Source organism: Methylophaga sp. OBS4, from assembly GCF_026319305.1.
Lineage (GTDB): Bacteria > Pseudomonadota > Gammaproteobacteria > Nitrosococcales > Methylophagaceae > Methylophaga.
Genome location: NZ_JAPDMV010000034.1, coordinates 1 through 23,345, shown reverse-complemented (window position 1 = coordinate 23,345; position 23,345 = coordinate 1). Strand labels below are relative to the sequence as shown.

At 47.6% G+C, this 23,345-nt stretch carries 24 protein-coding genes and 1 tRNA gene; 4 read left to right on the top strand and 21 right to left on the bottom strand.

Annotated features, from left to right (window positions below):
• From OMP95_RS10570 to OMP95_RS10485, 18 genes are all read right to left on the bottom strand, one after another.
• The coding region (locus OMP95_RS10570; protein ID WP_266328605.1) for a 3-oxoacyl-ACP reductase family protein at positions 1-562 on the bottom strand (562 nt) is incomplete at its 3' end.
• Positions 559-1,500, bottom strand: coding sequence for an ACP S-malonyltransferase (gene fabD / locus OMP95_RS10565; RefSeq protein ID WP_266328603.1), 942 nt, complete (start codon positions 1,498-1,500; stop codon positions 559-561). The genes OMP95_RS10570 and fabD, both read right to left, overlap by 4 nt.
• A gap of 17 nt (positions 1,501-1,517) precedes the next feature.
• Positions 1,518-2,477 (bottom strand): beta-ketoacyl-ACP synthase III, encoded by a 960-nt coding sequence (locus tag OMP95_RS10560; RefSeq protein WP_323135127.1) that lies wholly within the window; start codon positions 2,475-2,477, stop codon positions 1,518-1,520.
• Positions 2,474-3,493: a phosphate acyltransferase PlsX gene (plsX, locus tag OMP95_RS10555; RefSeq protein WP_266328601.1), complete on the bottom strand. Its 1,020-nt coding sequence runs from the start codon at positions 3,491-3,493 to the stop codon at positions 2,474-2,476. The genes OMP95_RS10560 and plsX overlap by 4 nt, the downstream gene beginning before the upstream one ends.
• Positions 3,494-3,506: 13 nt before the next feature.
• Positions 3,507-3,686 (bottom strand): 50S ribosomal protein L32, encoded by a 180-nt coding sequence (gene rpmF / locus OMP95_RS10550; protein WP_266328599.1) that lies wholly within the window; start codon positions 3,684-3,686, stop codon positions 3,507-3,509.
• A 37-nt stretch (positions 3,687-3,723) separates the two neighbouring features.
• On the bottom strand, positions 3,724-4,248 hold the full coding sequence (locus OMP95_RS10545; protein WP_266328597.1) for a YceD family protein: 525 nt from the start codon (positions 4,246-4,248) through the stop codon (positions 3,724-3,726).
• Between the two features lie 77 nt (positions 4,249-4,325).
• Positions 4,326-5,834 carry an amidophosphoribosyltransferase gene (gene purF, locus OMP95_RS10540; RefSeq protein ID WP_266328595.1) on the bottom strand — a complete coding sequence of 503 codons (1,509 nt, stop codon included), beginning with the start codon at positions 5,832-5,834 and terminating at the stop codon, positions 4,326-4,328.
• Between the two features lie 19 nt (positions 5,835-5,853).
• On the bottom strand, positions 5,854-6,345 hold the full coding sequence (locus tag OMP95_RS10535) for a CvpA family protein (protein ID WP_266328593.1): 492 nt from the start codon (positions 6,343-6,345) through the stop codon (positions 5,854-5,856).
• A gap of 333 nt (positions 6,346-6,678) precedes the next feature.
• Positions 6,679-7,332: an SPOR domain-containing protein gene (locus tag OMP95_RS10530; protein ID WP_266328591.1), complete on the bottom strand. Its 654-nt coding sequence runs from the start codon at positions 7,330-7,332 to the stop codon at positions 6,679-6,681.
• Between the two features lie 18 nt (positions 7,333-7,350).
• Entirely contained in the window at positions 7,351-9,783 is a 2,433-nt protein-coding gene (gene lon, locus OMP95_RS10525; protein ID WP_266328589.1) for an endopeptidase La, read from the bottom strand.
• Between the two features lie 147 nt (positions 9,784-9,930).
• Positions 9,931-11,202 (bottom strand): ATP-dependent protease ATP-binding subunit ClpX, encoded by a 1,272-nt coding sequence (gene clpX, locus OMP95_RS10520; RefSeq protein ID WP_266328587.1) that lies wholly within the window; start codon positions 11,200-11,202, stop codon positions 9,931-9,933.
• Positions 11,203-11,248: 46 nt separating this feature from the next.
• A complete protein-coding gene (gene clpP, locus OMP95_RS10515; protein WP_266328585.1) occupies positions 11,249-11,887 on the bottom strand; it encodes an ATP-dependent Clp endopeptidase proteolytic subunit ClpP in 639 nt (212 codons plus the stop codon).
• A gap of 90 nt (positions 11,888-11,977) precedes the next feature.
• Positions 11,978-13,279, bottom strand: coding sequence for a trigger factor (gene tig / locus OMP95_RS10510; protein ID WP_266328583.1), 1,302 nt, complete (start codon positions 13,277-13,279; stop codon positions 11,978-11,980).
• A 59-nt stretch (positions 13,280-13,338) separates the two neighbouring features.
• Positions 13,339-13,423 (bottom strand) — tRNA-Leu (locus OMP95_RS10505).
• Positions 13,424-13,493: 70 nt separating this feature from the next.
• Complete coding sequence (locus tag OMP95_RS10500; protein ID WP_266328581.1) at positions 13,494-14,918, bottom strand: HDOD domain-containing protein; 1,425 nt, start codon at positions 14,916-14,918, stop codon at positions 13,494-13,496.
• Positions 14,919-14,990: 72 nt separating this feature from the next.
• The gene (locus OMP95_RS10495; RefSeq protein WP_266328579.1) at positions 14,991-15,896 is read right to left on the bottom strand and encodes a 5'-nucleotidase; all 906 of its coding nucleotides are present in this window, start codon (positions 15,894-15,896) and stop codon (positions 14,991-14,993) included.
• Positions 15,896-16,462, bottom strand: a complete 567-nt coding sequence (locus OMP95_RS10490; RefSeq protein ID WP_266328577.1) for a nuclease-related domain-containing protein — start codon at positions 16,460-16,462, stop codon at positions 15,896-15,898. The genes OMP95_RS10495 and OMP95_RS10490 overlap by 1 nt, the downstream gene beginning before the upstream one ends.
• 94 nt (positions 16,463-16,556) lie before the next feature.
• Positions 16,557-17,432, bottom strand: coding sequence for a cation diffusion facilitator family transporter (locus tag OMP95_RS10485; protein WP_416234648.1), 876 nt, complete (start codon positions 17,430-17,432; stop codon positions 16,557-16,559).
• Between the two features lie 202 nt (positions 17,433-17,634).
• Between OMP95_RS10485 and OMP95_RS10480 the strand changes: the two genes are divergently transcribed.
• Both OMP95_RS10480 and OMP95_RS10475 read left to right on the top strand, forming a co-directional pair.
• Complete coding sequence (locus OMP95_RS10480; protein WP_266328573.1) at positions 17,635-19,269, top strand: alpha-D-glucose phosphate-specific phosphoglucomutase; 1,635 nt, start codon at positions 17,635-17,637, stop codon at positions 19,267-19,269.
• 11 nt (positions 19,270-19,280) lie between these two features.
• Entirely contained in the window at positions 19,281-19,871 is a 591-nt protein-coding gene (locus OMP95_RS10475) for a Maf family protein (protein ID WP_266328571.1), read from the top strand.
• A 1-nt stretch (position 19,872) separates the two neighbouring features.
• Here OMP95_RS10475 and OMP95_RS10470 read toward each other — a convergent pair whose 3' ends face one another.
• Positions 19,873-20,289, bottom strand: a complete 417-nt coding sequence (locus OMP95_RS10470; protein WP_266328569.1) for a hypothetical protein — start codon at positions 20,287-20,289, stop codon at positions 19,873-19,875.
• Positions 20,290-20,493: 204 nt separating this feature from the next.
• Here OMP95_RS10470 and OMP95_RS10465 point away from each other — a divergent pair, with 204 nt between their 5' ends.
• Together OMP95_RS10465 and murU are read left to right on the top strand one after the other, a co-directional pair.
• Entirely contained in the window at positions 20,494-21,483 is a 990-nt protein-coding gene (locus OMP95_RS10465; protein WP_266328567.1) for an aminoglycoside phosphotransferase family protein, read from the top strand.
• Complete coding sequence (murU, locus tag OMP95_RS10460) at positions 21,480-22,160, top strand: N-acetylmuramate alpha-1-phosphate uridylyltransferase MurU (RefSeq protein WP_266328565.1); 681 nt, start codon at positions 21,480-21,482, stop codon at positions 22,158-22,160. The genes OMP95_RS10465 and murU overlap by 4 nt, the downstream gene beginning before the upstream one ends.
• 15 nt (positions 22,161-22,175) lie before the next feature.
• Here the strand turns inward: murU and argF are convergent, their stop codons facing one another.
• The gene (gene argF, locus OMP95_RS10455; RefSeq protein WP_266328563.1) at positions 22,176-23,072 is read right to left on the bottom strand and encodes an ornithine carbamoyltransferase; all 897 of its coding nucleotides are present in this window, start codon (positions 23,070-23,072) and stop codon (positions 22,176-22,178) included.
• A 2-nt stretch (positions 23,073-23,074) separates the two neighbouring features.
• Positions 23,075-23,269 (bottom strand): hypothetical protein, encoded by a 195-nt coding sequence (locus OMP95_RS10450; RefSeq protein WP_323135126.1) that lies wholly within the window; start codon positions 23,267-23,269, stop codon positions 23,075-23,077.
• Positions 23,270-23,345: the final 76 nt, after the last annotated feature.

Sequence of the window (23,345 nt, the reverse complement as noted above, 5' to 3'; positions counted from 1 at the left end):
CAATAAAGCCTGGCGCAACAGTATTGACGGTAATACCACGGGCGCCGACTTCACGGGCCAGTGATTTGCTAAAACCAATCACACCGGCTTTGGCAGCGGCATAGTTGGCTTGACCAGCATTACCCATCACACCCACTACGGAAGTGATAGTAATGATACGTCCCCAACGGGCTTTGGTCATCGCACGCAAACAGCGTTTGCTGAGTTTGAAAACAGGTGTGAGGTTGGTGTTGATAATATCATCCCATTCCTGATCTTTCATGCGCAGCAACAGGTTGTCACGGGTAATGCCTGCATTATTGACCAGAATATCTGGCGCACCAAACTCGGCTTCAATAGCAGAGACCGCGGTTTCAATTGCATCAGCATCGGTCACGTTCAGCACCATGCCCTTACCGCTAATACCGGCTTCCTGCAAAAAATCGCTGATGGTTTGTGCACCATTATCTGATGTGGCGGTACCAATAACTGTCGCGCCCTGCTCCCCCAGACTCAATGCAATGGCACGTCCAATACCTCGGGTTGCGCCCGTGACCAGAGCAACTTTTCCTTCCAGACTCATTGTCCTTCTCCTAAAGCTTGTTGGGTTTTCTGTAAACTGGCCAGATCAAACAAAGGCATAGCGTTCAAGGCTTTATCAATGCGTTTGTTGAGACCGGTCAGCACTTTACCCGGACCACATTCAACAACTGATGTCACACCTTGTGAGGCGAACCACTGCACGGTTTCAACCCAACGCACCGGCTTGTAAAGCTGTTCGGCCAGCAATTGCTTGATTTGTGCGGCATCATCAGCCGTGGTAACGCTGACATTATGAATCACCGGTATCTGCGGAGTTTGAATTGATATGTCGCTCAAGACGGCAGTAAGTTGTTCGGCTGCAGGTTTCATCAATGCACAATGCGATGGTACGCTGACAGGCAATAACAAAGCACGTTTAGCGCCTTTGTCTGATGCGATTTGAATGGCATCTTTAACTGCGCCTGCAGCACCGGCAATGACTACCTGACCGGGAGAGTTGAAATTAACCGCTTCAACCACACCTACCGCGGCAGCTTCTGTGCAGATATCACGGACTACATTATCATCAAGTCCCAAGATTGCTGCCATGGCACCCTCGCCTGCGGGCACCGCTTGCTGCATAAACCGGCCGCGTTTTTCTACCAGCCTGACAGCATCGGTAAAGTCCATCGCCCCTGCGGCCACCAAGGCACTGTATTCACCCAGGCTATGACCGGCAAAATAATCAGGCTTGATATCAGAAACTGATTGCCAGACGCGCCATACCGCAATACCGGCAGTCAACATTGCCGGTTGAGTACGATCAGTCTGGTTTAATTGTTCATCAGGACCTTCCACCACCAATTGCCACAGGTCATAACCCAACGCGTCTGATGCTTGTTGGAAGGTATCATTAACTATTGTGTATTCAGCGGCCAATTCGGCAAGCATGCCAACGGACTGAGAACCCTGACCGGGGAAAACAAAAGCTGATTTCATCGAAAACCTCTGAATAATCAGTATTGAATTAAAGCTGAGCCCCAGGTGAATCCACCACCAAAGGCTTCGAAAAGTAAGGTTTCACCGCGTTGGATCCGACCATCCCGCACGGCTACATCCAATGCCAGCGGAATAGACGCAGCGGAAGTATTGCCGTGTTCACCAACGGTGACCACTACGTGATCCATCGACATATTCAGTTTTCTTGCTGTTGCCGCGATAATGCGAATATTCGCCTGATGCGGAATCAGCCAATCAATATCATGCTTTGCAAGATTATTGGCTTCCAGCGTTTCATCAACAATGCTGCTCAGCGTTTTGACTGCAACCTTGAATACTTCATTACCTTGCATATCCACATACGCAGGGTCTGCGGATAGCGCTGATCCCGGTCCGGTAGGTACCTGCAGAAGCTGGTTATAACTGCCGTCTGAATGAATATGCGTGGACAAAATGCCCGGCTGTTCTGAAGCCTGAAGCACTACGGCGCCGGCGCCATCACCGAACAACACGCAGGTGTTGCGGTCAGTCCAGTCAATAATCCGCGAGAAGGATTCAGCACCAATGACCAGCGCGTTTCGAATACCACCGGCTTTGATGAACTTATCTGCTACCGTCAATCCGTACACAAAACCGGTACAGACGGCCTGCACATCAAAAGCAGGACAACCGCTGATGCCCAGTTTTTCTTGCAATAAAGAAGCTGTGCTCGGGAAAATGCGGGTCGGGGTGGTGGTGGCAACAATAATCAGATCAATCTCATCATGACTGATACCGGCCGCTTCTATCGCTCTTACGGCAGCGTGATAGGCCAGATCAGTTGTGGTTTCATCATCTGCAACGATATGACGTTTCTTGATGCCGGTACGTTCAGTAATCCATTGATCAGTAGTTTCCACCATCGACTCAAGATCATGGTTAGTCAATACTTTTTCCGGCAAATAGCTGCCCGTCCCTGCAATTCTGGAATAAATCACAATACCTGCCCCTCCAGCAACACTTCCAGATGTTTGCTGATATTGTTGGGGACATCTTTCTCAGCTTCGATAATGGCGATATTGATGGCATTGGCAAAAGCAATTTCATCTGCGCCACCATGACTTTTGATCACAATGCCTTGTAAACCAATTAGATTCGCACCGTTATAGGCGCGGGGATCCAGCTCATTACGGAAGTGTTTAAGTACTGGCGATGCAATCAAACCGGCCAGTTTGGTCAGCCAGTTGCGTGAGAAGGATTGGCGCAGATAATGACGAATCATATGCACAACACCTTCGCTGGATTTCAACGCAACATTGCCGACAAAACCATCGCAGACCAGCACATCGACCTCACCATGATACAGGCCGTCACCTTCCACATACCCCTGATAATTCAGATCGGTCTGTTCCAGCAGGCGAGAGGCTTCTCTGACACGCTCATTACCTTTGATTTCTTCCGATCCGATATTAAGCAGGCCTACCGTTGGATTCGGTTTGCCATCGACCAGTTCGGCTAATACTGATCCCATCACCGCAAACTGCACCAGATGTGCGGCACTGGAGTCGACATTAGCGCCCAAATCCAGTACATAAGTGTGCCCGGCCATTGTCGGCAGTGCCGAGATAATGGCGGGCCTTTCAATGCCAGGCAACGTTTTCAGTACAAAACGTGCCGTCGCCATCAGTGCACCGGTATTACCCGCACTGACACAAGCCGCTGCTTTGCCCTCTTTGACCAGATTAATAGCCACCCGCATGGACGAATCCTTCTTGCCTCGCAAAGCCTGCGACGGCAATTCATCCATCTCCACCTTTTGTGAGGCGTGTTGAATTAGCAGACGGCTGTCATCACTGACGCCATGCTGTTGCAGTTGAAATTTGATCGTATCCTCATCACCGACCAGAATCAGATTCACATCGGGATGTTTTTTAAGTGCTGATATGGCAGCGGGGATCACGACCTGAGGTCCGTGATCCCCGCCCATTGCATCAATCGATATCGTAAGGCTCAATTGTAGTTATGCCTTATTCACTCTGGTCAGCAACAACTTTACGTCCACGGTAGTAACCGTCTGCAGATACATGATGACGGCGGTGCAGTTCACCTGAAGTAGAATCGACTGACAAAGTCGAACCATTCAAAGCATCGTGTGAACGACGCATACCACGACGTGAAGCACTCTTTTTGTTTTTTTGAACAGCCATTAGTTAAAACTCCTAACCCTTAATAAAAAATCCAAAATCATTTTTTTGATTTCAATGTAGACAATACTGCGAATGGAGAAGCCGGTTTTTCCGGCTTGTCCTCAATTTCTTTGTCCCCTGAAAACCATGCCTCATCAGGCAAACAGTCATAATCATGTCTCGGCACCAGGGGCAATGCCAGAATCAATTCATCCTCAACCACGGTAGCCGGATCGACAAAATTGCTGTCGTCAATCACCCACGGTTCATAGTGGTCAGCCAGCGACTCGGCCAGCTTTTCATGTTTTACCAGTGCCAATAAACTGTTTATGGTTAAAGGCCATGTCAGCTCACCCAGGCAACGCTCACAGATCAACGACAATGTCGTTTCAAAATGTCCCTGCATATAAGGTGTGCCTGTCGGGTCAATATCAAAGCGCATTGACACTTTGACTACACCCTCAGTTGAATACAGATAATCCGCAAGCCGTGGCATTTTTGCCAGCATTACCTCCCCTTCCAATTCGCGGCCATTATGGGCGAATTTGAACGGTTCGATTTCTTTGGGTAATTGCTGGTGCATAATCGACGGGATTATATAAGAATTCTCACTAAACCGCAAAAGCATCAAAGCCCGACAGAACTATTCAAGGCTACTGATCAGGCATTGTTATGCAATTCGATAACCGCATTACTTTTGTCACTGGCTTGTTTGGAAGCGTCATTACGTAAAGCATCAATGTAGTACAGGTAAGATTCATCAATATCACCAGTGATATATTCACCATCAAAACAGGACGTATCAAAACGTTCAACATCGCTTTTTTTATTGATGGCAGCCACCAGATCCGGCAAATCCTGATAAATCAGCCAGTCTACGCCCAGTTCCTCGGCGATTTGCTCAATATTGCGGTTATGGGCAACAAATTCATCAGCTGAAGGCATATCGATGCCATAAACGTTGGGGTAACGAACAGGTGGTGCGGCAGAAGCCAGGTACACTTTCTTGGCACCAGCATCTCGTGCCATTTGAACGATTTGCTGTGAGGTCGTACCCCGCACAATGGAATCGTCTACCAGCAATACATTCTTGCCACGAAACTCCAGATCAATCGCATTCAGTTTCTGCCGAACCGATTTTTTGCGCAAGGTTTGTCCGGGCATAATAAATGTGCGGCCGATATAACGGTTCTTGATAAAGCCTTCCCGGTACACCACGCCCAGATCATAAGATAACTGCAAGGCTGCACTGCGGCTGGTATCCGGGATTGGAATCACCACATCAATGTCGTGATCAGGGAATTCACGTTGGATCTTCTGCGCAAGCTTGGTGCCCATACGCATACGGCTTTTATGAACTGAAATGCCATCCATCATTGAATCGGGACGGGCAAAATACACATATTCGAAAATACAGGGAGATTTAACCGGGTTTTCAGCACACTGCTGGGAATAAAAGTTACCCGCAGTATCGATAAAGATACATTCCCCCGGTTCTATATCACGGATCAGGTCAAAATCCAGTGTGTCCATAGCGACACTCTCGGAAGCCACCATATATTCAGTACCTTTATCGGTATCACGTTTACCAATGACAGCAGGACGAATACCAAACGGATCCCGAAAAGCCAGAATACCGACACCGGCAATCATGGCTACCGCAGCATAAGCACCTTTACAGCGTCTGTGAACTTCGGTGACAGCTTTAAAAATATCTTCAGGTTGAGGTTTGAGTTTGCTGCTATTTTGCAGTTCATGTGCCAATACATTAAGCAGCACTTCCGAGTCTGAATCCGTATTAAGATGACGACGATCAGTCCGGAACAGTTCGTCTTTGAGGATTTTGGTGTTAGTGAGGTTACCGTTATGAGCCAGTGCAATGCCAAAAGGCGAATTGACATAGAATGGCTGGGATTCGGCAGAGGTTGAACAGCCTGCGGTGGGATAACGGATATGCCCGATGCCCATTTTGCCTTGCAGGCGAAGCATGTGCCGGGTGTGGAATACGTCTTTTACCAGGCCGTTATCCTTGCGCAGAAAAAACTTACCATCCTGATCACAAGTCATAATCCCGGCTGCATCCTGACCGCGATGCTGTTGCACCGTCAAACCATCATACAAGGCCTGGTTGACCTCAGAATGACTCACAATACCAATAATTCCGCACATAAATTTGCCCTGTCAGGATTTAGTTGTAATTAATGTGTTCTGCGATTTCTGTCGGCAACAGATCACGCAGCCAGATTGCCAGTCTCTCGAAGTGTTCGAGCAACAGAGCGTTTTCCCACCAACTATCAGCTGGCATAGGTGTCGCGCCGGCTGCCAGCACCATGATGGTGACAATCGCCACTCCGCGCATAATGCCGAAAACCACGCCAAGAGAACGATCTGTTCCTGTCAGTCCGGTCTTCTCAACCAGCTGACAAATCAGGTGATTGACCATCGCACCCAATATCAGTGTCACGGCAAACAGGATGAAAAAAGCCAGAAACAACCGTATGGAGGGCGTAGCAATATAATCAAACAGTAAGGTCGATAAATTTGAGTGGAACATCAGAGCGACCCAAAAGGCCAGGATCCAGCTGATCAAAGAGAGCACTTCTTTAATGAAGCCCCGGACGATACTGATACCGGATGAAATCAAAATGATCCCGATGATCAGATAGTCAACCCAAACCATATAATCTCCGCAACGCCCTGCGATCTAAACGATAAATTTTAGCAGATTGATAACAAACAACCTAGTGCTCTTTCAACGTGATATTGTCGGCTTCAGCGTCCCTGTGGTGTTTTGCCGCAAGGCGCGGTGCGCTGACAAACCAACTTACCGAACAATATCACGTTGAAAGAGTACTAAGCTTCTGACGTTTCCTTTTTGTCACTGCCGGAGGCTGTTTTCACGAACGACTGGGGCGGAAAAGCGTTAAGCAATCGACAGCAAAAAGTGAAATCGAACCATCAACAGGCCCTGCGTTTTTGCGGACGAACCGCTGTATATACTGAGACTGCCTGTTCAAGGCTTATGTTGCAGAATTTGGGTCGATAAATTGAGTTTTTTGCTCAACGATTCGGCGGTTTGTTCAAGTTTTGTGCGATCAGACACCGGCTGTAGACGTACTCGATAAATAGGAGTTCCACCTGTGGCGGTAGTCTCAATAATCGGGTCATACCCCATCTTTTTGAGCTGCGCGGCCAGTGAATCGGCATTAGCCCTTACGGAAAAACTTGCCAGCTGTAATACCCAGAGTTGTGAGTCAACACTGGCTGGAGCTGGAGCTGGAGCTGGAGCTGGAGCTGGAGCTGGAGCTGGAGCTGGAGCTGGAGCTGGAGCTGGAGCTGGAGCTGGAGCTGGAGCTGGAGCTGGAGCAGTGTCTGGTTGAAGAGAAGGAATTACAACTGTCTCTTCAGCCGGTTCGATGACAGAATCGGTTTCAGATGTTTCGTTTTCAGCGAGGTTATGCGGATCTACCAGCGTCTCCTCTTCCGCTTCCATTACCTCCACATCTTCCGCAATGGGTTCGATAACGGAATTAAAAGCAATCGATTCTTCTTGTGGCTGGGCGGGTTGACTTTTTTCAACCCTGGCCAGCAGGAAATAGGCAATGACACTGATAAAACAGAGCAATAAAATTGCGCCTATCAAGCGTTGTTGCTGTATCAGTGTCATTCCCTGCTCCCGGATTTATCAGTGTGGTTTTTGAGAGTTTACCTCATGATAATTGCTTTTATCACTGGTAATCACTTTCTCCGCCTCACCGCTGGTTTCAGTTCCCTGCGGCATATGTTGCAAGGCAACTTCCAGCACTTCGTTTATCCAGCGAACCGGAATGATGTTCAGGCCTTGCTTAACGTTTTCCGGGATTTCTTTCAAATCCTTGACGTTATCCTCCGGAATTAACACGGTATCGATACCGCCACGGTGTGCGGCCAGCAGTTTTTCCTTAAGGCCGCCGATAGCAAGCACCTCTCCCCGCAAGGTAATTTCACCTGTCATGGCCACATTTGACCTGACCGGAATGCCGGTAATGGCAGACACCAATGCGGTACACATGCCGACACCGGCACTGGGACCGTCTTTAGGTGTAGCACCTTCAGGAACATGCACATGTAAGTCATGGTTTTGCAGAAAATCTTCACTGATCCCCCACTTTGTTGCCCGTGAGCGTACCACTGTGGTGGCAGCTTGTATCGATTCCTGCATGACATCGCCAAGCTTACCCGTGTACGTAGCTTTACCTTTACCTGGCATAATGGCTGACTCAATGGTCAGTAACTCACCGCCCACCTCAGTCCAGGCCAGGCCTGTGACCTGACCGATACGGTCACTTTCTTCAGCTATACCGTACTGGTAATGATAAACTCCCAAGTAGTCTTCCAGGTTTTCTGCAGTGACTACGACTTTATCGTTGGTTTTTTCCTGTAGAATCTGTTTGACCAGTTTACGGCAGATCTTGGAGATTTCCCGTTGCAGGTTACGCACACCGGCCTCGCGGGTATAACGACGAATGATTTCCATAATCGCTGCTTCGGTAATCTCTACCTCACCCTCTTTGAGGCCGTTTTCCTTGATGGCTTTCGGCAACAGGTATTTCATCGCGATGTTGAGTTTTTCATCTTCGGTATAACCGGCAAGACGAATAATTTCCATACGATCACGCAAAGCATCGGGAATGTTGAGTGTGTTCGCGGTGCAAACAAACATAACATCCGATAAGTCATATTCCACTTCAAGATAGTGATCGGCAAAGGTGGAATTTTGCTCCGGATCCAGCACTTCCAGCAAGGCAGAAGCCGGATCACCGCGAAAATCCTGCGCCATTTTATCGACTTCATCGAGCAGGAACAATGGGTTGCGAACACCAGCTTTTGAGATATTTTGTATCACTTTACCGGGCATGGAACCAATGTAGGTGCGACGATGACCACGGATTTCAGCTTCGTCACGGACACCACCCAGCGCCATACGGCAGAATTTACGGTTGGTCGCACGGGCAATCGATTCTGCAATCGAGGTTTTACCGACACCTGGCGGACCAACCAGACACAAAATCGGGCCTTTAAGTTTTTTTACCCGTTTTTGCACTGCAAGATATTCCACGATGCGCTCTTTCACTTTCTCCAGCCCGTAGTGATCTTCATCAAGCACTTTTTCAGCGTGGCTGAGATCCAGGGTCACACGCGAACGTTTCTTCCAGGGGACTTCCAGCAAAGACTCGATATAACTGCGAACCACTGTAGCTTCAGCCGACATGGGTGACATCATTTTGAGCTTCTTCAGCTCAGAAATAGCTTTTTCACGTGCTTCTGCTGACATGCCGGCTTTTTCAATCTTGCTGCTGAGTTCGTCAATTTCATTGGCTGACTCATCAATTTCACCCAGCTCTTTCTGAACGGCTTTCAGTTGTTCGTTGAGATAGTATTCGCGCTGACTTTTTTCCATCTGCTTTTTAACACGATTGCGAATACGCTTCTCGATTTGCTGAATATCGATTTCACCTTCCAGAAAAGCCATCAATTTCTCGACGCGAGCTTTAACATCGTTCATTTCCAGAAGCATTTGTTTGTCTTCCAGTCTGAGCGACATGTGCGCAGCAACGGTATCAGCCATACGAGAAACATCTTCAATACTGGACAGTGAAGCAATTACTTCCGGCGGGATTTTTTTATTCAGCTTGACGTACTGTTCGAACTGACCCAGCAAGGTACGCATCAGCACATCGCCTTCCCGATCATCAGGGGAATCATCAATGAATGCGGCTACTTCTGCTTCCAGATAGTCTTCATTGCCGTTGAAATAAGCAATCTTGGCGCGCTGGGTACCCTCTACCAGAACCTTTACCGTTCCGTCAGGTAGTTTCAGCAATTGCAGAATGTTGGCCAAGGTTCCGGTTTCATACAGATTATCAGTGCCGGGCACATCTTCAGAAGAGTCTTTTTGTGCCAGCAGCAGGATCTGCTTATTTTCATCCGTGGCAATTTCAAGCGCTTTGATTGATTTTTCACGCCCCACAAATAGTGGAATCACCATGTACGGATAAACAACAACGTCACGTAAAGGCAGTACAGGCACGACCTTCAGGTTAGTATCATTGACGATGGTTTTTAATTCATTTTCCATTAAAGCAAACCTCTTTCTCGTGCCCTATAAGACACCCAAATTAATACATACAGTGAACATGGGGACAGACAGCAGGAAATCAAGCACCCGAACTCAATTCGAGTGCTTGTCTTATTTCATTGGACGTTGCTGTTTTTTTAAAGTTGCTTAGTTATCGCCTGACGCCATGTCAGTATTTTGATCTTCGTAGATCAGGATGGGCGCATTTTCGCCGTTGATGACACTTTCATCGATAACGACTTTGGAAATATTGTCCAGCGATGGCAGTTCGAACATGGTGTCCAGCAAGACATTTTCAATAATCGAGCGCAGGCCACGGGCACCGGTCTTACGTTCCATCGCTTTGAGCGCAATAGCCCGGAGTGCATCGTCTCTGAACTCCAGTTCAGCACCTTCCATATCAAACAATCGTTGGTATTGTTTAGTCAAGGCATTCTTCGGTTCGGTCAGGATCTGAACCAATGCTTCTTCATCCAGTTCATCCAATGTCGCTACCACCGGTAAACGACCTACGAATTCCGGGATCAGCCCATACTGAATGAGATCTTCGGGTTCCACGGTTTTCAGTGATTCACTGAGCGGACGTTGTTCGTCCAGACTTTTAACTTCTGCAGAGAAACCGATGCCACCTTTATGAGTGCGGTTACGAATCACTTTGTCCAGACCGGCAAACGCGCCACCACAGATAAACAGGATTTTGCTGGTATCAACCTGCAGAAATTCCTGTTGCGGATGTTTACGCCCACCTTGGGGCGGAACTGAAGCAATCGTGCCTTCGATCAGTTTCAGCAAAGCCTGTTGCACACCTTCACCTGAAACATCACGGGTGATCGATGGATTATCCGATTTGCGGGAAATTTTATCGATTTCGTCAATGTAAACGATGCCGGTTTCTGCCTTGTCGACATCATACTCACATTTCTGCAACAGTTTCTGAATAATGTTTTCAACATCTTCACCGACATACCCGGCTTCAGTAAGCGTTGTCGCATCTGCCATGGTAAATGGTACATTGAGCTGGCGAGCGAGAGTTTCAGCCAATAAGGTTTTACCGCTACCGGTAGGGCCAATCAGCAGAATATTGCTTTTAGACAGCTCAACATCATTGTCTTTGTGGCCGCTACGTAAACGTTTGTAGTGGTTATAAACCGCCACAGACAAGTAGCGCTTGGCTTTCTCCTGACCAATCACATAATTATCCAACGCCTGATTAATTTCTCGTGGCGTAGGTAATTTTTTCTTGGTCTCGTCAGAAGACAGCTCCTGCATTTCTTCACGAATAATATCATTGCAGAGATCGACGCATTCATCACAGACAAATACTGAGGGACCAGCAATCAGTTTTTTGACTTCATGCTGACTTTTACCGCAAAAAGAGCAGTAAAGTAATTTGTCATCATTGTTTTTATCGTCGCTCATAGCTTTACTACCTTACACATCTAGTCTTAATTTTTTAATTGGCAATTTATGCCTTCTCTACAGGCCGATTCGCCAGTACTGAATCAATTAAACCATAATTTACGGCTTGATCACCATTCATGAAGTTATCACGATCAGTATCACGTCTGATAGTCTCAATATCTTGACCAGTATGTTTGGCCAAAATTCCGTTCAAACGATCACGGATACTCAGAATCTCTCTGGCATGAATGTCGATATCAGATGCCTGGCCCTGAAAACCACCCAGTGGCTGATGCACCATAATGCGTGAATTCGGCAAACAATAACGTTTACCCTCGGCACCGCCTGCCAGGAGTACAGCCCCCATGCTGGCGGCCTGACCGATACATAAAGTGCTCACATCCGGCTTAATGAACTGCATGGTGTCATAAATCGCCATTCCCGCTGTTACCGCCCCACCGGGAGAGTTGATATATAGATGAATATCTTTATCTGGGTTTTCAGACTCTAGGAACAACAGCTGTGCCACTAGCAGATTGGCCATCTGATCTTCTACCTGGCCCACCAGAAAAATAACGCGTTCTTTCAGAAGACGCGAGTAAATATCATACGAACGCTCACCTCGCGCAGTTTGTTCGACTACGATAGGAACAAGCGCATTTTGAATACTGGTGACATCATCAGCTGAGAATTTGTTTGTCATAACCGTCCTATTTTCCGGGTCTTAATAAAAAATCAGCCCGTGCCCAATTTCCATGAGCACGGGCTGCATTCCGTATAAAAATTCGCTAGATTAAGCTGTTGCTGAATTAACGACTTCTGAGAATGTCGAAGTGCTCTCTTCTACTTTAACACGGTCGAAGATCCATTCAACAACCATATCTTCAACAACTGCCATTTGAATTTCAGACAGCTTGTCCTGGTTATTCATATAGTAATTAACGACTTCTTCCGGATCCTCGTAGCTGGCAGCAATATTATCAATGGCTTGCCTGACACGATCTTCATCCGGACGGATTTCATTATCTGAAATAATCTTGCCGATCAGCAGGCTCAGTTTGACGCGGTTCTCGGCGTTGCCTTTGAAATTTTCGATATCAAATGGAATACCGTCAACATTGACACCCTGATTGCGCAGATTGTTCTTAGCCTGCTCCAGTAAATATTGCGCTTCACGCTCAACCGGTGCTTCAGGCAGAGCCAGTTCGTTGTTCTCGGCCAGCATATCCATGGCGCGGCGCTTGTTCAGCGCTTTAAGTGCAGTAGCAAGTTCACGTTCCATATTGGCCCGGACTTCTTTTTTCAGCGCGGCCACGCCCTCTTCGACACCACATAAAGCGGCAAACTCTTTGTCCAGTTTAGGCAGTTTTTTCTTGGCGACTGATTTGACAGTGACTGCAAATTTAGCTTCTTTTCCTTGCAAGTGTTCTGCACGGTAATCTTCAGGGAAGGTGATCGTCACCTCTGTTTCCTGGCCCGCTTTCTTACCAATCAGCTGTTGTTCGAACTCTGGCAACATATTACCGTTGCCGATTTCAACCAGCACGTCTTGGCCTTTACCACCCGGGAATTCTTCGCCATCGATAGTGCCAACAAAATCAATGGTCACACCATCTTCTTCTTTGGCTGCGCGTTTCAGTGGCTCCCAGCTTATGCGCTGCTCACGCAGCGTTTCCAGCATGCGGTCCACATCTTCTTCCTGAACTTCAGCCACTGTTTTTTCCAGTGTCACATCGTCCAGTTTGACTTCTGCCACTTCCGGGAAAACTTCATACTTGAGTGTATAAACGAAGTTCTGACCATCTTCATCCATGCTGTCGATATGTGGCGGACCGGCAGGATTGACACCTTCCTGTGTGAATGCCTCACGCATACTGTCTTGAACCAATGTGTCAATAACATCGCGTCTTGCCGATGGGCCGTGAGTACGAGCGACCATATTCATCGGAACCTTACCAGGACGGAAGCCAGCCATTTTAACAGTAGGTCGAATAGACTTAAGGCGCTCCTGTACTGCTTGCTCGATATTGGCATCTTCGACTGTCACCGTCATTCGGCGACCGAGTTCGCTCACATTTTCTACAGTAACTTGCATTCTTTACCTCAAACATGGGGGTTAAAGCATTAATGGCCTATTCACCATCAATCTTTTATTGGTACGAGAGGAGAGACTCGAACTCTCACAGGTTACCCTACTGGAACCTAAATCCAGCGCGTCTACCAATTCCGCCACTCTCGCAAAATCTCGTTATCAGACACCGTTGATATCTGAAGAAGTCGGCTATTATAGCCACATCGAAGGGATAAAACTACCCTTGCATGGCCAAAAACGTCAAACCCATATTAGCCTGTTGACAGAACTGCTGAAAGGCCAGAAAGTCCTGTTCTGTAAGGGCACGACCACTGGCTTTCCGATCGGCCATGAACAAACCGATTACCTTGTTGCGTACAATAGTTGGCATTACCATATAAGGTGGAGTTCCCAACAGGTTCAACGTATCCCTGGACAAGGTGCCGCCCAACTGTTTTGGGTCAGAAGGCAGCAGCATGGCTTTCTGGTTTTTGATGATCTGGTTGAAAATATTTTCCGGTTTTTGAATATCAATCCTGAGTTTTTCACGCAGGCTTTCACTGTCGTCACCCAAAACATATTTACATGACAAATGGGTGCGTTCCGGATTGAGAATGGCAAACATCGCCCGATCCGTGCCTACCCCACGGTGAATGCCTTCAAGCACCATCTCCAGAATAATGCCAATGCTGGGACGTTCCTGAATGGTATTGGTGATCTCCTGCATGACAGTCATTTGAAACGCCGCGTCCGGCTCCGGGTAAGTTATTTCATTATCAGCCTGTTGTTGTGCTGCTATCGCAAGCTCATCTTCCGGGGCAGTCTCTACTTCGTCTTGCTGATTCAGCAGGTCAATAGGTGGCTGCGGAATTTGTCTGCTGGCGTTGACACTTCCATATAAACGCGTGACTTCCCTCGCATGGCGGGCATTAGCAAAAACTTGTTCTTCAAGCTCATCAATGTTGATACTAAGTTCTTTAGCCGCATTATGAATAGCCTGACGAGCCGCATCACTTTCCCACCCCGCTTCCGCCGCTTCAGCCAGTTGTCTGCCTAGTTTGATAAAGGTAACGCGATTATCAGTCGTTCTTCCATTAATAAAATCATCAAGCAATTCCCCCAAAGACCAGGATTTGGTGAGGCCCCGTGTTAGGGCAGTCAACGGAAAACCCAATACCTCTATCTCGGCCTGATGTGGGTTATCAGTTTGCTGAATCAGCTCCAGCAAAACCTCAGCCTGGTCATCGCTGAACGCCCAAAACGCCATATTGCCGAGTTTGGAAAGCAAGGTGGCAACAAAAATATCTTCCGGAGCTGGGATTTTAAGTTTGCAAGCCAGTTGCTGGGCCTGGATTGCGGCATGAAATGATTGTGCCATTTCCTCGGTCAGTTTCTGTCGCTGCGAACCGCCAGACAATGAATCAACCAATACCAGAGACATGGTCAACACCCGCACCTGATCAAACCCCAAGACCATGACCGCCCGCGACACAGTATTTATTTGCTGATTACCGGGATTGAAATGAATACTGTTGGCCATTTTCAACAGGCGGCCGGTCAGTGACGCATCCCTGAGCACAACCTGGGCGACATCAAGTGCTGAAGTATTGTCACTGTTAATAGCTTCGGAAACACAGGCAACCGTACCTGAAAAAACAGGCATGTCCTTCTCACTGAGCTGTTTAATCCAATCTCTGACTGTTTGATTCACTTCTACTGGCAATGCCGGCTCCTGTTACTTGTTCTTATTTTCATTAGCAATGCCATGGGGTACGTGACCGGTAGCAACATGTGCCTGGGCAGATTGACAATGTTGTTCCTGATCGTCAAAAAAGATGTCAGCGCCAAAGGATTTGAGAAAAGGTCCTTTTTCCATCCCGCCCAGGAAAATAGCTTCGTCAATCCGGATTCCCCAGGCACGTAAAGTTCGGATAACACGTTCATGGGCAGGGGCGGAACGGGCCGTCACCAGCGCCGTACGGATAGGTGACTGATTCTCAGCATACTCGGTCTGAATCTGATTCAGCGCCATCAGAAAGTCTTTGAACGGTCCGCCAGGTAAGGGATCCTTGGCTGTTTGCTGCTCATTCTCGGTAAAAGCCTGCAACCCCCGTTCTTTGAATATGCGTTCCGACTCGTCAGAAAACAGCACGGCATCACCGTCAAAAGCAATACGTAATTGTTCGGATTCAGTATTGTTGCCGACATTCGATGGCAAAATGGTCGCAGCCGCAATACCGGCATCCAACGCCATTCTGACGTCTTCCGGGCTGGTAGACAGAAACAGATTGGCACTGAAAGGTGCCACGTAGCGATACGGACTGCTACCGGAAGTAAATACCGCCCGGGTAATGGACAGTTTGTGATGCTGAATAGAGTTAAATACGCGCAGGCCGGTATCGGCACTGTTTCGCGATAACAGGATAATTTCTACTTTTGGCGTGTTGGGATTGTTGTCGTTTAACGCCAGCAGCTTACGCACCAGATTGTAGGCTCCGCCGGGAGCAAGTGGCACATCCTCCTTGTCTATCTGATACCTGCAATAAGCTTCGGTCCCCTGCTCTTCATAGATATGATGACTTTCATCCAGATCAAATAAAGCCCGGGAAGATATCGCGACAACCAGTGGTTTCTTTTCCATTATGACGTTGCTTCTCTCAACACAGCCTGACCATTTTTACGGGCAATACGCAGAATACGTTTCCACGCCTGGCGACTTTTGTCAGCCATCAACGGTGCAGCAACAATCGGCTGCAAATCCTGTTCAAATGTTTTCAGCACGGATACCTCTTCAGGTTTACCCTTTGGAAAATCACTGTCAGCGGTAAATACCACCCGGCAGAAAACGGGCACTTTAGGCGCTAACATTTGCAAGGCATGTTTTGAATTGTGAACATGACGCAACGGATTGGCAAACTTGAAACTCCGTCCCTCTATGATTTGTGTCCACTGATCAATTCTCTCAGCACCGAATAAATGGCCAGTCATCGGGTAAGTCTCGATCACCAATATTCCCTGATCCATTAAAATCAGACGTTCAATCTCCAGCAACCCGCCAATGCCATCGGGTATGATCACGGAACGGACTTCATCTTTTTTGATCTGGCGCAAACATAGGTCAAGTTGACGAATAGTAGCGGTTTTCTTTCTGCGGCGGCTGATTAAAAGCACCAGCAACAACAGCAGTACGATGGCGGCGGCGATCATAATTCGCAGCGATGAATCTGGATTGAAAATAACAGTTACCTCTTCAATTAATGCTAAAAGCGCAATTATACGAAACCCCTGATATTTTTGTGACTCAATTCACGGTTTGTGGGGGTGGTGGCATATTAGTCACCGGATCTTCGTGAATGATCACTTCTGCATCATCGAACAGTTCCCTGACGGTATTTTCCAGCTCGTCTGCAATGGCATGCGCTTCTCTGAGCAACAAGGTGTCTTCGAGCTCAAGGTGCAACTGAACAAATACCGTAGTACCTGAACGGCGTGTTCGCAGATCGTGCAAGCCCCGTGCCTTTGGATGTTCCAGCACTGCCGCTCTGATGCGCTGACGATCTTCATCGGGCAGTTCATGGTCCATCAATAAATCAATGGATTCACGCACGATACTCCAGGCACTGTACAAAATGAACAAGGCGATAGCGATGGCAAAAATCGGATCAAAATGATGCCAGCCATAAAAAGTCAGTACTAAAGCCACAATCACGCTGCCGTTGACCAGTAAATCTGTTTTGTAATGTAAGGCATCGGCTTTAATGGCGGTTGAGTCTGTGTGTCTGATCACATAACGCTGGAAGCTAATCAGCGCCAGCGTCGCCAGTATTGAAAACAGCATAACGCCAATGCCTAGTTCTAACCCGGTTGTCAGCGGCTGCGGGTGAATAATGCGGTTGATTCCTTGCAGTAACAAAATACCCGCTGAACCCGCGATAAACATTGATTGCCCCAGCCCAGCTACCGCTTCTGCTTTGCCATGTCCGAAACGATGTTCGCGATCCGCTGGTTGCAGCGCATGATGTACTGCGATCAGATTCACCAGTGATGCCAGCACATCCAGGCTCGAATCCACCAGTGTCGCCAGAATACTGACCGAATCACTAATAAACCAGGCCACCAGTTTGGCGAGTATGAGTGTGATGGCAGTGGCGACTGAAGCATAAGTTGCCAGTCGCATTAACCGCTCTTTGTCAATCTGTTGAGGCTTAGTCATTAGGTCAGTATAGTTAATTGAAATAATATGCAGAGAGATACCCGTGACACATGAAAATGCACGATATCAGCAAGACAAGAAGCTGTCCCGCGGGAGCTCACTCCCATGTGTCACGGGTATAGTACAACATTCTCAGACCGTTCCCACATTAACGCAGGATTGTTTTATGGCCCAAATCTCGGTTAACACTTCTCCATATTTAGATCAAAGACCCGGCACTTCGGGTTTACGTAAGAAAGTCAGCGTTTTTCAACAAACCAACTATCTGGAGAACTTTGTTCAATCCACGATTAACGCCATAGGCGATTGTAAAGGTCAGACCTTGGTCGTAGGCGGAGATGGCCGCTTCTACAATGAAACCGCTATTCAAATCATTCTGAAAATGGCAGCTGCCAATGGTTTTAAACATGTCTGGGTCGGACAAAACGGCATACTTTCCACCCCCGCCGCTTCCTGTGTTATTCGTAAATTCAATGCTTTTGGCGGCATTATCCTCTCTGCCAGTCATAACCCGGCCGGTATCAACGGCGATTTCGGCATCAAATTCAACGGCCGCAACGGCGGCCCGGCAGTAGAGCAAATCACAGAAGCGATTTACAGCAACAGTCAAAATATCAGTGAATATAAAATATGTACTGAAGCCGATATCGCACTCGACCAAATCGGTCAACAGACCCTGGCGGGCATGACGGTAGAAGTTATTGATCCAGTCAGAGACTACGCTGACTTGATGGCAGAAATATTTGATTTTGAAAAGATTCGTCAATTACTCAGCCGTGATGATTTCAACATGCGTTTTGATGCCATGCATGCTGTCACCGGTCCCTATGCCACTGAGCTCCTGGAACGGCAACTTGGGGCCAAACCAGGCACTGTTATCAACGGCATTCCATTGCCTGATTTCGGTCAGGGCCATCCCGATCCCAATCTGACTTATGCGGAAGAGCTGGTTGCCGAGATGTTCTCGGACAATCCGCCTGACTTTGGCGCCGCCTCGGACGGAGATGGTGATCGTAATATGATTCTGGGTGGCAATTTTTTTGTTACGCCTTCCGACAGCCTGGCCATTTTAGCGGCGAATGCGGATTTCGTACCCGCTTATCAAAATGGCCTGAAAGGCATTGCCCGCTCCATGCCAACCAGTCAGGCTGCAGACAGAGTAGCCGAGGCATTGGGCATCGAAGCCCATGAAACACCAACAGGATGGAAGTTTTTTGGCAATCTGCTGGATGCAGACAGAGCCACCTTATGTGGTGAGGAAAGTTTCGGCACCGGCTCCAACCATATCCGTGAAAAAGATGGTTTATGGGCAGTACTGTTCTGGCTCAATATTCTTGCTGAGCGGCGGCAATCCGTTGCAGAAATTGTTGATCAGCATTGGCAAAAGTTCGGCCGTAATTTTTATACCCGCCATGACTACGAATCAATTCCGCTAGAAAAAGCGCAACAACTGGTACAGCATGTTGAAAGTCAGCTCAGTGCGCTGACCGGACAGGTATTGGCTGGCCGCAAAGTTAAATATGCAGACAACTTCAGCTATCATGACCCGGTTGATCACAGCACATCACAAAACCAGGGCCTTCGCATCGGTTTTGAGGATGGTGCGCGTATCATTTATCGCTTGTCAGGTACCGGCACCGAGGGTGCGACTTTGCGGGTTTATATTGAATCTTTTGAGGCCAACCCGGCTAAGCTTCATCAGGATCCCCAGCTTGCACTGTCAGATCTTATCGAGTTGGCGGATTCCCTGGCAGCTATAACAGACACCACTGGCAGAACAGCGCCAACAGTTATCACATAAGGTTTTAATTAATGCAGCAACTTATTCTGGGTTCCAGTTCACCATTTCGGGCAGAACTGCTACACAAACTCGGCTTGTCATTCATACAGACTTCGCCGGATATAGACGAGACACCACTCGAAAATGAAACACCGGCGCAACTGGTCGAAAGACTGGCGCAGCAAAAAGCACAAGCCCTGGCCACAACCCATCCGGAAGCATTGATCATCGGCTCAGATCAGGTCGCGGTCATTGGTGATGAAATTCTGGGAAAGCCGGGCAATCATCAAAATGCGATGAAACAACTTAGAAAAGCCTCCGGCAAAGAAGTGCAATTTTTGACAGGCTTGGCACTCTATAATGCCAAAAATCAACATATGCAGTCTTTGGTCGAACCCTTCAGTGTCAGTTTCAGAAAGCTGAACAATGCGCAGATAGACTTCTATCTGAAAAGAGAACAACCCTATCAGTGCGCAGGAAGCTTCAAGTCAGAAGGCTTTGGCATCAGCCTGTTTTCAAAGCTTAGCGGGGATGATCCCAACACATTGATAGGGTTACCGTTGATTCAGCTGATACGATTGCTCGCCAATGAAGATATTGATGTTTTGCAGCTGAATCGATGATTTATTCGGCTGCTTCGCCATCCCGTTTCAGTTGTTCAGCATTTTGCATAGCTGCGGCCTGCGCAGCCAGATTGTTCATTGTTCTGGTCATTAACTGACGCGCGGCACGTGAACGCAATGTCTTTGCCATACCTTCTACTAGGCTGGTTTCAACCTGGTTATCAGTCAGATGGACTTTAAGGTCATCAAGGTGAGACTCGCAAGACTGCAGAATATTTTGGGCCGCTTGTTGGGCTTGTTTACCGTCTTGACTGGTTTGCAGACGGCTCTGCATCATACATCCGTTATATTCAGTGATAAGGTTATACATCTGGTTTTGTGCTTCAGCAGACATGTCAGCTGGGGTGACCAAATCAGATTCAGCGAAGACCTGGGTAGATGCAGCCAGTAAAATAGCTGAGACGAGATATTTATTCATTGCGACTCCGTTGTTGCTTGTGGTTTAGTATTCAATTGCTCAGCATAGGTGGACAATGGAACAATCAGATTTATCCCGATAATACCTGAACAAGGATAATTTGAAAGCACAGAGACTTTCAAATGGCTGAAAATTAATTTCAAACTTAAGACTAATTAATACTTTTCAAATATATACAGAAACTTTCTCCAATTAATATAAATAATGAACATTTCTACTGATAATCGTTTGAGCCAGATAAAGAGCTGGTTAGACACTGTTTTGCCCGATAAGCACTTCTCACTGACGGTGGCCTCCAGTGACGCCAGTTTCAGACGTTATTTTCGTGTTCATCAGGCTCAGCAATCCTGGATCGTCATGGATGCCCCTCCTGCCCAAGAAGATATCGGTCCTTTTATTACTATTGCCGAATTTTTGAAACGGTGTGATATCAATGTACCGGAGATTTTTGCCCGCAACAGCGATGCCGGTTTTTTATTACTGACAGATTTGGGCGATGCCTCCTATTTGTCTGTGCTTGATGAAATATCGGCAGACAGTCTCTATCAGAGTGCAATTGATGAAATTGTCCGAATGCAGCTTGGTTCGCTCAAAGAAATTTCGTTGCCGCTATACGATGAGTCATTGTTGCAACGGGAAATGGATTTATTTCCCGAATGGTTTTTAAGCCGCCATCTGTCATTAACTGCGCCAAGCTGTCTGGACGAGGTTTATGCCTTGCTGATTGATAACGCGCATTCGCAGCCACAGTGTTTTGTGCATCGTGACTTTCACAGTCGCAACCTGATGCATCAACCGGACAAGCCGGCCGGCGTGATCGATTTTCAGGATGCTGTAATCGGCCCTGTCACCTATGATTTGGTATCGTTACTGCGCGATTGCTATATCGAATGGCCACAACAGAAACTGGAACAGTGGCTGGATTATTATCTGAACCAGGCTCGAAACAAAGGTTTATTAAGCAATATAGAACGCGAACAATTCCAACGCTGGTTCGATTTGATGGGGCTGCAAAGACATCTCAAGGTGCTAGGCATATTCTGCCGATTGAATTATCGCGATGGCAAAGAAGCTTATATGGATGATCTGGCTTTAACCCTGCATTATGTCCTACAAGTCACCGCACAATATGAGGAGCTGGCTGAATTACATCAGTTTCTGACCCAAACTCCTGAAATTATGGCGATTAAATGAAAGCAATGATTTTAGCCGCAGGTCGCGGTGAACGGCTTCGTCCACTCACCGACCATACCCCCAAGCCGCTGATTCAGGCGGGGAACAAACGACTGATTGAATATCTTATTGAGGGACTGGTCGCAGCCGGTTTCAACGATCTGGTGATCAACCACGCCCACCTGGGCGAACAATTCCCGGCTTATTTAGGAGATGGCAGCCGCTATCAGGCCAGAATTCAGTATTCAGCAGAGAATCAGGGCGGACTGGAAACAGCAGGTGGCATCATCAATGCCCTGCCCTTGTTAGGTGATGATAACTTTTTGGTGGTAAACGGTGATATCTGGACAGATTTCAACTTTAAACGTTTAAAAGGTTTCAAGCTCGCGGCCGACAAGTTATGCCACCTTATTATGGTGTCAAACCCGCCGCATAATCCGCAGGGAGATTTTGCCATCGACCATGAGGGGGAAATCCATGCTGATGGCGAGCAGAAATTTACCTTCAGCGGCATTGGTATTTACAGCCGGAACATGTTTTCAGGACTGAGCAACAAAAAGCGGCCGCTCAAACCTTTATTTGATCAGGCTATTGCCAATAAACAAATCAGCGGCGAGTTTTACCCCGGTTTATGGTCAGACATCGGGACAACCGAACGTCTGCAAGAACTTGAAAAACAACTTATTAAGACGAGCTGAGCGCTGCTTTTTTGATCAGGCGCAGAGAAATTCCAGCAGTGCTTTCTGCGCATGCAGACGATTTTCTGCTTCGTCCCACACCACGCTCTGAGGGCCATCAATCACATCAGCTGTCACTTCTTCACCACGATGTGCAGGCAGGCAATGCATGAATAATGCATCTTTCGCGGCCACTGACATGATGTTGTGATCCACCTGGAACCCGGCAAAAGCCTGTTCCCGTTTGCGCTGTTCTTCTTCCTGGCCCATGCTGGCCCAGACATCTGTCACGACCAGATCGGCAGCTTCAGAGGCCATCAATGGATCATGGAATAGATTAATGGTGGCATCAGCTGCATCGATAATATCCTGGTTAGGTTCATAGCCTGCGGGGGTTGCGATATTGAGCTCAAAACCAAATTGCTGCGCCGCGTTAATGTAGGAATGACACATATTGTTGCCATCACCAATCCAGACCACTTTTTTGCCGGCAATTGAACCGCGATGCTCCTGATAGGTCTGCATATCGGCCAGTAACTGGCAGGGATGAAAATCATCGGTGAGCGCGTTGATTACCGGTACTGAAGAATAGGCAGCAAACGTCTCGACTTTGCTGTGCTGAAAGGTACGGATCATTACCGCATCGACCATGCTTGAAATCACCCGGGCGGAATCTTCAACCGGTTCACCTCTGCCCAGTTGTGTGTCATCAGGCGATAAAAAGATCGAACCGCCACCAAACTGAATCATCGCCGATTCAAACGAAACACGGGTCCGGGTCGAGGATTTTTCAAATATCATCGCCAGTACTTTATTTTTCAACGGCTGATAAATCTCACCTGCTTTGTGCAATTGCTTGAGTTCAGAAGCCCGCAGAATCAATTGATTCAATTCATCCCGGCTCAGATCATTCAGAGTTAGAAAATGTCTCATTGTTAGGCAACGCTCTCAACAGCGTGAGATGAGAGAAAGTTAATCACCAGTTCACTCACCTTGTTCACGATCATTTCGGCTTCTTCGGCATTAATCACCAGTGGTGGCAACAAACGAATAACAGAATCTGCCGTTACATTAATCAGCAACCCCTGCTCCAGCGCCCACACCTGAGGCGAAACCTGAGCCAACGCCAAAAGTTGCCGCCCAAAAAGTGACCACTAAAGAAGCCGAACGCAAAGTTGAAAGCGTTGAAGCCGATAGTGAAACACA